The 12,170-nt window shown below is 41.3% G+C and carries 8 protein-coding genes and 1 pseudogene; 8 read left to right on the plus strand and 1 reads right to left on the minus strand.

Annotated features, from left to right (window positions below; genetic code table 11):
• Positions 1–380 precede the first annotated feature (380 nt).
• From AC3ANL_RS04440 to AC3ANL_RS04475, 8 genes and pseudogenes are all read left to right on the plus strand, one after another.
• Positions 381–1,523: a sensor histidine kinase gene (locus AC3ANL_RS04440; protein ID WP_488328059.1), complete on the plus strand. Its 1,143-nt coding sequence runs from the start codon at positions 381–383 to the stop codon at positions 1,521–1,523.
• Positions 1,524–1,578: 55 nt separating this feature from the next.
• A complete protein-coding gene (locus tag AC3ANL_RS04445; RefSeq protein WP_488328060.1) occupies positions 1,579–2,265 on the plus strand; it encodes a response regulator transcription factor in 687 nt (228 codons plus the stop codon).
• Positions 2,266–2,390: 125 nt separating this feature from the next.
• On the plus strand, positions 2,391–3,230 hold the full coding sequence (locus AC3ANL_RS04450) for a DegV family protein (RefSeq protein WP_488328061.1): 840 nt from the start codon (positions 2,391–2,393) through the stop codon (positions 3,228–3,230).
• Between the two features lie 737 nt (positions 3,231–3,967).
• Positions 3,968–4,966, plus strand: coding sequence for a nuclease-related domain-containing protein (locus tag AC3ANL_RS04455; RefSeq protein WP_488328062.1), 999 nt, complete (start codon positions 3,968–3,970; stop codon positions 4,964–4,966).
• Positions 4,951–6,438 (plus strand): ATP-dependent helicase ComFA, encoded by a 1,488-nt coding sequence (locus tag AC3ANL_RS04460; protein ID WP_488328063.1) that lies wholly within the window; start codon positions 4,951–4,953, stop codon positions 6,436–6,438. Before AC3ANL_RS04455 ends, AC3ANL_RS04460 begins: the two co-directional genes overlap by 16 nt.
• A gap of 23 nt (positions 6,439–6,461) precedes the next feature.
• A complete protein-coding gene (locus tag AC3ANL_RS04465) occupies positions 6,462–7,178 on the plus strand; it encodes a ComF family protein (RefSeq protein ID WP_488328064.1) in 717 nt (238 codons plus the stop codon).
• 298 nt (positions 7,179–7,476) lie between these two features.
• The gene (hpf, locus tag AC3ANL_RS04470; RefSeq protein WP_488328065.1) at positions 7,477–8,028 is read left to right on the plus strand and encodes a ribosome hibernation-promoting factor, HPF/YfiA family; all 552 of its coding nucleotides are present in this window, start codon (positions 7,477–7,479) and stop codon (positions 8,026–8,028) included.
• Positions 8,029–8,287: 259 nt separating this feature from the next.
• A pseudogene (locus AC3ANL_RS04475) lies at positions 8,288–9,133 on the plus strand (DUF1028 domain-containing protein).
• Between the two features lie 187 nt (positions 9,134–9,320).
• On the opposite strand, the gene secA reads toward AC3ANL_RS04475, so the two are convergent.
• The gene (gene secA / locus AC3ANL_RS04480) at positions 9,321–11,831 is read right to left on the minus strand and encodes a preprotein translocase subunit SecA (RefSeq protein WP_488328066.1); all 2,511 of its coding nucleotides are present in this window, start codon (positions 11,829–11,831) and stop codon (positions 9,321–9,323) included.
• Between the last annotated feature and the right edge of the window lie 339 nt (positions 11,832–12,170).

The following is a 12,170-nucleotide window of genomic DNA, read 5'->3' on the forward strand; positions in this document are numbered from 1 at the left end:
TCCTTTCTTTGATTAATAGGAAAAATCACATTCCTATCTATCAGGTATAAGTGCCTAAGCGAAGTTATTTCCTGTGCCTTTCTTTGGAGTAGAAAGTCAGTGTTTCGACACCCATTTTCTTAGAAGATACATGGATTAGAAAGTTTTTTAAAAAATATTGTTGTAATATACCTTTAATAAAGTAGTAATGTTCGAATGATATAATAGTTGTAGTTCATTAAAACCTACCATGAGTATAGTAAAAAAGAATGAGTACTTTTATTATACTACTTTTCCCTATTGTTTAAGGTCAACAAAAGTGATTAGATTATCCAATTGGTACATTTCAAGGTTAAAATGTGTTAAAAGACCTAAAGGGAAATACCCCTGGAGGGAATGAAATGAAAATTAATCAGGTTAATATGAAATCGATTGATGAAATTCGTGAAGAAATGATTGACCGAGTCACATGCAGTAAAAGTGATATTTTTCGAATTGGTGAGCAATGCCGTCAAGATTACGAAAATATGACTAATGAATTGGAAAGTATTAAAGAAATGATGGTCAAACTCATTGAAGAAGGTGACCAGCTTGAGAAACAAGTGCTTCAGGCACGATTGATGCTGTCAGAAGTTAGTATGAATTTTAAACGTTATTCAGAAGAAGAGGTTCGGGAAGCATATGAAAAAGCCCATCAGTTACAAATGGACCTCTCGATTAATTGGCAGTACAAAAAACAGCTTCTGGAAAAAAGGGATGATCTTGAACGCAGACTCCTCGGTTTAAATGAAACGATTGACCGAGCAGATCAACTCATTTCCCAAATTTCTGTGGTAATGAATTATTTGACCAGTGATTTAAAACAAGTGGGTGAAGTGTTAGAAAACGCCAAAGCAAAACAAGACTTCGGCTTGAAAATTATTGAAGCGCAGGAAGAAGAGCGAAAGCGGCTGTCCCGGGAGATCCACGATGGTCCTGCGCAAATGCTGGCAAATGTAATCATGCGCTCCGATTTAATAGAAAGAGTTTACCGAGACCAAGGTCCAGAAGAGGCATTCTCTGAGATTCATAGCTACAAAAAAATGGTCCGTGCGGCTCTTTATGAGGTTAGGCGAATTATCTATGATTTGCGTCCAATGGCACTTGATGATTTAGGTCTTGTTCCAACCCTTAGAAAATATTTACAAACCATTGAAGAATATCATAACCACTCAAAAATTGAGTTTGTGAATATTGGTCTAGAGCGGCGTCTGCCGACTAAATATGAGGTTGCTTTGTTTCGGATGATTCAGGAATCGGTACAAAACGCACTTAAGCATGCAAATGCATGTGAAATCAAAGTCAGATTAGAAATATCGAATGCTGCTGTAACCGTGTTGATTAAGGACAATGGCGTTGGATTTGATATCAATCAAAAGAAGCCTGAGTCTTTTGGGATGATTGGGATGAGAGAGCGTGTCGATCTGCTTGAAGGAGAAATCACCTACGATTCTAAAATTGGCAAAGGGACAGCTGTGTTAATTCATGTTCCATTAATTAACTAAAGATATATTTGTTACTGATAATAAAATTGAAATGGAAGATTAGGGGGCGTAGCAATTGACTACTAAAATTGCCATTATAGACGATCACCAATTATTCAGAGAAGGCGTTAAGAGAATACTAGAGTTTGAAAAGTCGTTCCAAGTTGTGGCCGAAGGTGACGATGGCAGCGATGCATTAGGTCTTGTTCAGGAGTATCAACCAGATGTCGTCATTATGGATATTAATATGCCGCAAATGAATGGTGTTGAGGCAACCCGCGAGTTAATTGAACAATACCCAAACACGAAGGTTATCATTTTATCCATTCATGATGATGAAAATTATGTGACCCATGCATTAAAAACTGGTGCATGTGGCTATCTTTTAAAAGAAATGGATGCAGATGCTTTGATTGAGGCGGTTCGGGTCGTAGCAGATGGTGGTTCGTACTTACATCCAAAAGTGACTCACAATTTAGTAAATGAATACCGTAAGCTTGCAACAACAGCTGCCCGCGGTGGTGGCGGCTACATACAAACTCTTGATATTCGCCGTCCGCTTCATCTTTTAACACGCCGCGAATGTGAAGTCCTGCAAATGCTTGCTGATGGAAAAAGCAACCGTGGAATCGGCGAATCCTTATTCATTAGTGAAAAAACGGTGAAAAACCACGTAAGTAATATTTTACAAAAAATGAATGTGAATGACCGTACCCAAGCCGTTGTGGCTGCAATTAAAAACGGCTGGGTGGAAGTGAAATAATGTATAGCAAGTAAATGGGCACGCTGATCTAGCGTGTTCTTTTTTATTAATGCATTTTAGGTAGTTTTCATATAAAATATTAGTCATAACATAGTGTAGTTAATAAACAAGGATGGTATACCAATATGAAAACGGCAATTGTCACGGATAGCACCGCGTACATACCGAAGGATTTAAGAGAAAAATGGAATATACATATGATCCCGTTACATGTGATTTTCGGGAATGAGGTTTATCAGGAGGAAGTTGACCTAACGGCAGATGAATTCTATGAAGAGGTAAAAACAAAAGAGCTGCCGACTACATCTCAGCCGCCGATTGGGGAATTTGTCGAGCTGTTTGAGCAGCTTTCGCAAAGCTATGACGCAGTCATCAGTATTCACCTTTCAAGCGGTATCAGCGGGACGTTTCAAGGAGCGGTCACGGCCGGTACGATGGTAGAGGGCCTCGAGGTTTTTCCGTTTGATACCGAAATTAGCTGTATGGTCCAAGGCTTTTATGCGCTTGAAGCGGCAGGAATGGCGATGCGCGGTGAGGATGCTGACACCATTATAACCAGGTTGGAAGAGTTGAAAAAAACGGCCCGAGCCTATTTTATGGTCGATGATCTCAATCATTTACAACGCGGCGGCCGGCTCTCCAGTGCCCAAGCTATTATTGGCAGTCTGCTGCAGGTTAAACCATTGCTGCATTTCGAAAACAAGGTGATTGTTCCATTTGAAAAAATCCGCACTCGGAAAAGGGCCATGAAACGAATCATGGACCTGCTCGGCGAAGATGCCAAAAGAGGCGGTGAATACCAAGCCGTTATTATTCACGCGAATCGCAAAAACGAGGCGGAGGAATGGCGCACTGAATTGTCCGCCTTGTATCCAAACGTCGACTTCTCAATAGGTTACTTTGGCGCTGTCATTGGCACCCACCTAGGGGAAGGTTCAATGGGTTTGGGCTGGATGAAAAAATAAAAATATTATTTGGTTTGCTGCCATTCCGGATTATTAGGCCGGAATGGTTTTTTATGTTTGATCGGGCTGTATGTGTGGTGTGTGTAGTTGATAGAAAGGGGGTTGGCGGAATCGAAGGTCAGTTTGGCGGAATCCCGGTAAAAGTTGGCGGAATCAATTCATAGTTTAGCGGAAATCCCGCCCAGTTTGGCGGAATTCCGGTCTGAGATGGCGGAATCATCTGAAAAAGGGATTCTAGCATCAGAGGGGCACAACCTCAGCAAGAAATTTTTATAAAAAAGGTAATTGAAAGGGGTTTGGCGGAATCGAAGGTCAGTTTGGCGGAATCCAGGTAAAAGTTGGCGGAATCGATTCACAGTTTGGCTGAATCCCCATTCAAGTTGGCGGAATCCTGGTCTGAGATGGCGGAATCATCTAAAAAAAGGATAACAGCTTCAAAGGGGCACAACCGCAGTAAGAAATTTTTATAAAAAAGGTAATTGAAAGGGGTTTGGCGGAATCGAAGGTCAGTTTGGCGGAATCCAGGTAAAAGTTGGCGGAATCGATTCGCAGTTTGGCGGAATCCCCATTCAAGTTGGCGGAATCCCAGCAAAGTGTGGCGGAATCACTTCCATGACAAGTGGACGATCATAAAAAGTTCCACAAAACTTCTGACAAATTAGCAGGAATTTCTACATTAGTTGCAGAAACTCTTAAAGCAAGAATTTTTTATGAAAGAAAAAGGAGTGATGAACTAATTGATTAGGAAAGAATTAACCCCGCCACAAAGGCTATTTCTAACAATAATCTTAAAAAAACGCCTTCTCATTAGCCATAGTAAATATCAAGAAATTGAAAAAGACCTTGCCAAAAGATGGGCTGGTTACTGGGGCGAAATTGCACTAGCTAATTATGTAAAAGAACTACCACTAGAAAAATACCTCATCTTTCATGACCTCCAACTACAAATCAATGGTATTCACTTTCAAATTGATACTCTTCTCCTATCACAAAACTATATCCTAATCATCGAAGCAAAAAACATCATTGGTACTTTGGTTTTTGATAATGTATTCAAACAGCTAATTCGTATAAATGTAGACGGAACGGAAGAAGCTTTCGAAGATCCCCGAGTCCAATGCCAAAGACTGCAATCTCTCTTAAGCAGTTGGATGGTTAAAAATGATTTCAATTTGTTACCGATTGATACCCTTATATTTTTTAAGAGTACGAATACGATCTTAAAAACTAATCCAATGGAAAAGGTCGATTTTAGCAAAGTTTGTAAAGGTAGAGATGTGTTTAATAAAATTGGGAATTTTGAGCAGCGATATAAACATGAAAGGGTCGATAAACAGACGATGAACAAATTAGGAGAATTACTGTTAAATCAGCATAACCCCGTGCCAATTAACATTTTAAAAGAATACAATCTTACAGAAAAAGATATTCGCAGTGGCGTTTGCTGTCCCAATGATAAATGCCAACAAATCCCGATGAATTACAAACGAGGTAAATGGATTTGCTCTGTTTGCCAAACTACCTCAAAGGATGCCCATTTAGATGCCATCAGTGACTATTTCTACTTGATTAAACCAACGATTACAAATTATGAACTTCGAAGTTTCCTGCATCTTCCAACCGATAACACCACCCAAAAAATCCTGTTTCGATTAAACTTACCAGCGTCGGGTAAAACCAAAAATCGTATCTATCATCTATGCCCAGAAAAGGTGCCACCATGCGTTTTATTATAAAAAATGGAATTTTAATGCCGAGCACTACAGAGAATGAAGCCCTCCCCATCTCGACAATACCAACCATCCCACAGCCGCCACTCAATCCAACTTTCGTCTACAATCCCGACCTCCAGCACCTTCTAACCGGCAAACAGCTCCTCCATGATGATATCGGATTTCACCCCGATGAAATCCAATCCCATTATCAAAATGGATACATCACGTACCGTAGAGGAATTGACTATAATGGGAAACTGTCGATTTGCACCAGGTGTGGTAACAAGAATCCGCAATTATTTGCTACTTTCCCCTGTTCTCGGTGTGGGGAAACATGCCGTTACTGCCGCAAATGTATTATGATGGGGCGAATCAGTGAGTGCACACCACTCATAGGCTGGAATGGCCCGGTGCCTGACACCATCCTTCCGCCCAAGATCATGGCCTGGCAAGGGACACTTTCAGATGGCCAAAGGGCGGCATCCAATCATGTGGTTGAGGCGATCCGGCAAAATCAAGAGCATCTCATCTGGGCCGTCTGTGGCGCAGGGAAAACAGAAGTCCTGTTTCGAGGAATTGAGTCCGCACTAGCTGCCAAAAAAAGAATTTGTATCGCCACACCAAGAACCGATGTTGTCCTAGAACTAACACCGCGGCTGAAAGCGGCTTTTCCAGATATTCCAGTTGCCGCTCTTTATGGTGGGAGCGAGGACAGGTATTTATTCGCCCCTCTGACAATTGCTACTACCCACCAGCTGCTCCGATTTTACCATGCCTTTGATGCAATTATTTTAGATGAGGTCGATGCTTTTCCCTATACGGTGGAGGAATCGCTCCAACATGCAGCCATACATGCTCGTAAACCGATTTCAGCCATGATTTACTTAACCGCAACACCGAATAGTAAATGGCAAAGAGAATGCCGTCTTGGAAAAAGAGCATACACCACCATCCCCGCCCGCTTCCACCGCCATCCATTGCCCGCTCCACATTTTGTCTGGTGTGGAAACTGGCAAAAGCAGCTTCACAAAAACAAACTCCCGCAAACCGTCATCGTGTGGATCACAAAGCGACTGCAATCAAACAAACAAGTCCTAGTCTTTTTTCCACATATTCCCTTGATGGAAAAAGCTCTTACTATTCTCCGCAAACTCAATCCAGCCATCGAAGCAGTCCATGCAGAAGACCCTGACCGAAAACATAAGGTTCAAAAGATGCGCGCGCACGAAATTCCATTACTGCTAACGACCACTATCCTCGAGCGGGGGGTTACCTTTCCTAATATCGACGTAGCCGTGGTGGGGGCTGAAGATAGCATTTTTACAGAAAGTGCGCTTGTTCAAATTGCCGGTAGAGCAGGCAGGAGCAAGGATTATCCAGATGGAGTGGTGACATTTTTTCATTATGGAAAAACGGAAGAGATGCTGAAGGCAAGGAAGCAAATTGTCTCGATGAATCGAGAAGGATTGAAAAAAGGTTTACTTGATGCTTAATGAGGGAAGAAAGGAGTCAAACCATGAATTTTTTCCATCAAGACCACTGTATATATTGCCATCATGTCATCCATCCTGCCATAGGGTGGAGAGCGATTTTCTCTATCGAAACAGAACATCTCCTTTGCTCTGAATGTGAAGGGAAACTAGAAAAAATAGTGGGGGAAACCTGCCGAGTCTGCAGCAGGCAGTTTCGCCTCCTAGATCAAAGGTTTCGCGATGGGGAGCTATGCCATGATTGTTTCCGCTGGGAGGAGGATCCGAATTGGCAGGGATGCCTCAAAAAAAATAACTCTTTGTTTCTTTATAATGATTTTTTAAAAGAACTGCTGGCGAAATATAAATTTCGCGGCGATTATGTATTAGTAAAGATATTTGCCGAATATTTTAAAGAAGAGCTTTCAAAACTGGATGCAGATTTATTTGTACCAATACCATTAAGTGAAGAGAGACTTTATGAGCGCGGATTTAATCAAGCTGCAGCCCTTTTAACAGCAGCAGGCTTTTTTACCTCGGCTATTCTCACGCGGATCCACTCCGAAAAACAATCAAAAAAATCAAGGTCAGAGCGGATCCATCTAAAACAAGTTTTTAACATCGATCCTGAGATCCACATAGAAGGGAAAAAAATCGTCGTAGTCGACGATATTTACACAACCGGCTCCACCCTAAGACATGCAGCCAAACTATTAAAAGAAGCAGGGGCTGTGAGCATTCAGTCCGTGACACTTGCTCGTTAGTGCCTTTGATAGTGCCTGACACCATTCGTGGACACTGTCCATGTGGAAAGGACACAATACAAGTGGATTTCGGTGAGCATTTTACTGGAAAATTGTCCCTAGTAATATTAAAATTAAGATGAATAACTATTCATTTTAGTAAACCTGCTTATCCTTGTCAAAGGTGATAGAAAACATTCTCACTATTTTCCCGTTGTTTTTGTCAATAATTCGACAAAATTATTGTTAGGATTTAGCAGGATAATAAGAGGGTAAAATAGAAATGTAATACATAGCCTTAACTAAAGGAGGAGTCCACATGAACTATAACGTACGTGGCGAAAACATTGAGGTAACTCCAGCAATTAGAGAATATGTTGAAAGAAAAATTTCTAAATTGGAGCGTTATTTTACAGAAGCACTAGAAGCAAACGTAAATGTGAATCTAAGATTCAATCAAGATAAAACTTCAAAAGTAGAGGTAACCATTCCACTCCCACAATTAGTTTTACGTGCTGAGGAAACAAACGTGGATATGTATGGGGCAATTGATTTGATTACTGATAAACTTGAGCGCCAAATCCGCAAGCACAAAACAAAAGTCAACCGTAAATTCCGTGAAAAAGGTGATTTACCAGTTACCTTTGCCACTGAAAGCCCTGAAGTTAATGATGTAGTTGTAGATGAAGATGATCTTGAGCTAGTTCGGACAAAACGTTTCGATTTGAAGCCTATGGATAGTGAAGAGGCAATCTTACAAATGAACATGCTTGGTCACAGTTTCTATGTATTTACGAATTCAGATAATAATCGTACAAATGTTGTCTACAAGCGGAAAGATGGCCGCTACGGCTTAATTGAAGCACAATAAATATATGAAAAAGCGCTGCTCCAATGGAGCGGCGTTTTTTTGGAGTTTTAGAAAATTATAGATTTTATACCTGTGAAGAATTTTTATTGAGTGAGACTCGTCCGTCTCCCAGCCATTCGGGGGCGTTCCGCTTATGCCTCATCTATATAAATTATTTAGGTATAATAAACTCTGATTCTTCTATCTAATCAACCTTTAAAAGTGTTCAAAATGGATTTCAAGATATTTATTTTTATAAATTTGGAGGCTGGATTTACTCATGACATTTTCAATCCTTGGCTTTGACCCTATCGAAAAAGAATGGGGAATTGCTGTTCAATCAAAATTTCTAGGTGTGGGCTCTGTTGTTCCTTGGGCTAAAGCAGGTGTAGGAGCGGTAGCGACTCAGTCTTATGCAAATACAGCCTATGGCCCAAAGGGATTGGAATTAATGGCACAAGGAAAGTCTGCGCAAGAAGCACTTGAGCTATTGCTTGCAGAGGATCCTGAACGGGAAATGCGCCAAGTTGGCCTTATTGATGCAGCCGGAAATGCAGCAACCTTTACTGGAAGGGAATGCTATGACTGGGCCGGTGGCCTTACAGGACATAACTTTGCCGCACAAGGAAATATCTTAGTGGATGAAAAGACTGTAGAAGCGATGGCTAGAACGTTTGATGAGGCTGAGGGAACATTAGCTGCGAGGCTTCTTGCGGCACTTGATGCAGGCCAGGAAGCGGGTGGCGACAGCAGAGGAAAACAATCTGCCGCTCTTTATGTTGTAAAAGAAAAAGGTGGTTATTGAGGCTTTAATGACCGTTTTATTGATTTGCGAGTGGACGACCATCCTGAACCAATCAGGGAGCTCATCCGAATTTTTCAATTACAGCAATTATATTTTTCCCCATCAAAGCCGGAAAAGGTTGCAGCAATTGAAGGGGAAGTTAAAACAGAAGTGGTACACCATTTAACAAGACTTGCTTACCTTTCAGTTGATGCAGCAAGCGATGAACATATTCAACAGGCACTTACCGCCTTTATCCATACTGAAAACTTTGAAATGAGAGAACAAAAAACAGGATGGATTGATTTAGAAGTCCTTCAATTTATGAGAGATTATAATTGATTATACAGGATCAATACAAAAGGTGCGCCTGACATGGCGCACCTTTTATTTGTTTATAGAGTTTGTATATCTGGCAAATAAACAACGCAGCCTCTGTTCAAAATTTAAGTGGAACTAAACCAAAGATCCTTGTTAAAAGAAAAAGGACCGGTGATTCGTTCACCGGTCTTAAAAGTCCACATTTGAGTTATTTCGCTGCCCCGCAGCAGTTCTTATACTTCTTGCCACTGCCACAGATACATGGGTCATTGCGGCCGACATCGATCTGGTTTACTTTTGGTTTCTTCTTAACAGGCTCGCCGTCTTCTTTCGGATTCACCGCTTGTCCTTTTGCTACCTCTTGACGCTCAAGGTTATTGCGGATTTCAGCCTTCATGATGTACATGGCGGTTTCGTCTTCAATCGATTGAATCATCGCTTCAAACATCGCAAAGCCTTCATGCTGGTATTCACGCAACGGATCGATTTGTCCATATGCACGTAAATGGATACCTTGGCGAAGCTGATCCATCGCATCAATATGGTCCGTCCACTTGGAGTCAACTGCCCTTAAGGTAACAACCTTTTCAAATTCACGCATTTGTTCAGGGAAAAGAATCTGCTCCTTCTCTTCGTAACGCTCTTTTACTTTTTCCAAGATGGCTTCTACTATTTCCTCAGGGTCCTTGCCCTTAAGATTTTCAACGGTAATGTCGCCTTCATTCAGAAGGGTAGCATTTACATAATCCACAATGGCTTGAAGATTCCAGTCTTCTTCATCCTCATGAAGAGAGGCATGGGCATTAACATTACGCTCAATCGAATTTAGAATCATCTTTTGAACAATGTCACGAAGATTTTCTGATTCTAACACTTCATCACGCTGGGAGTATATAATCTCACGCTGTTGACGTAGTACGTCATCATATTGCAATAGCTGCTTCCGCGCATCGAAGTTATTTCCTTCAACACGTTTCTGCGCTGATTCCACCGCACGGGACACCATCTTGCTTTGAATGGGCTGAGTGTCATCCATGCCAAGCTTTTGCATCATGTTTTTCATATTATCGGAGCCAAAGCGGCGCATTAATTCGTCTTCCATTGATAAGTAGAACTGAGTGACACCAGGGTCCCCTTGACGTCCGGAACGTCCGCGGAGCTGGTTATCAATCCGTCTGCTCTCGTGGCGCTCGGTTCCAATAACGGCTAGACCGCCAAGTTCGATCACACCTTCGCCAAGCTTAATGTCCGTACCACGACCAGCCATATTCGTCGCAATTGTTACGGAACCCTTGTGACCGGCTTCCGCAATAATTTCGGCTTCACGTTCATGGTTTTTCGCATTCAAGACATTGTGCTGAATCCGTTTTTTGGATAAATAATTTGAAATGAGCTCAGACGTTTCAATCGCGACCGTACCAACAAGCACCGGCTGTCCTTTTTGATTACGTTCGGCAATATCTTCGACCACGGCACGGAACTTACCATCCATGGATGAGTAAATTAAATCAGGCCGGTCATCACGGGCGATTGGTCTGTTCGTCGGGATGACAATAACATTCATATTATAAATATTGCGGAATTCTTCTTCTTCCGTTTTGGCTGTACCAGTCATACCAGCTAATTTTTCATACATACGGAAGTAGTTTTGGAACGTAATTGTGGCCATTGTCATACTTTCGTTTTGAACTTCAAGGCCTTCTTTTGCTTCAATTGCTTGGTGCAAGCCTTCACTATAGCGGCGGCCCTTCATTAAACGACCAGTAAATTGGTCAACAATGACAATTTCGCCTTCCTGCACTACATAATCAACATCAAGATGCATGCTGACATTTGCCTTTAACGCCTGGTTAATATGATGGTTCAAAGTAACATGTGCCATATCAAAGAGGTTTTCAATTCCGAAGGCTTTCTCGGCTTTGCTGATCCCTTCCTCTGTCAACATAACACCCTTAGTTTTTTCATCATACGTATAATCGGTATCCTTTGTCAGCATCCGGACAAACGCATTTGCTTGGATGTAGAGGACAGCTGATTTCTGCGCCGACCCTGAAATAATCAGTGGTGTACGGGCTTCATCGATTAAGATGGAGTCAACTTCATCAATAACTGCATAAAAAAGTGGACGCTGGACCTTTTGTTCCTTATAAAGGACCATATTGTCACGCAGGTAGTCAAAGCCAAATTCATTGTTGGTACCGTAGGTAATATCACAGGCATAGGAAGCCTGTTTTTCATCCTTATCCATACTGTTCAAATTTAAGCCAACGGTTAGGCCTAAAAATTGATACAATTCACCCATTTCAGATGCGTCCCGGCTTGCTAAATATTCGTTGACTGTTACCACATGAACGCCTTTGCCAGAGATGGCATTCAAATAAACCGGCATGGTCGCGGTTAACGTTTTACCTTCACCAGTCTTCATCTCCGAAATATTCCCTTCATGGAGAGAAATTCCCCCCATTAGCTGAACATGATACGGATACAAGCCAAGGACACGGCGCGCCCCTTCACGAACCACTGCAAATGCTTCAACAAGCAGATCATCAAGTGTTTCGCCATTTTGATAACGGGACTTGAACTCCTCTGTTTTTTCACGAAGCTGGTCATCGGTTAATCTTTCCGTTTCAACCGCAAGTGCGTCAATTTTTAAAGCAAGCTTATCTAACCGCTTCAGCTCGCGTTTGTTCAGATCAAAAACTTTATTTAAAATCCCCATCTCTGATGAACGCTCCTTTTTATCGAGACTCAAAGTACAATTTTTTCAAAAATAGTCATGTCAAAAATATTCGATAATTTCCCTTTTCATCTTACCATTTCATCTAAACAGTGACAACAATGTTAGTCAGGAAGGAAAAATTGTCATTCTACTATTATATATCTTTCAATCAAGAACATCTAATTTCAGTTTCGTTTTTTTGCCATATTTGACAAACTGATGACTTTTAAACGTGAATTGAATTCTATTTAGAATTGGCCCAGCTTAGAATTAATAAAAAATGCATAAATCCATTTTATATTGTATAAATATAGATTTTAATGCACGTTAACACTATTG

The organism is Neobacillus sp. DHD-1R, assembly GCF_057747995.1.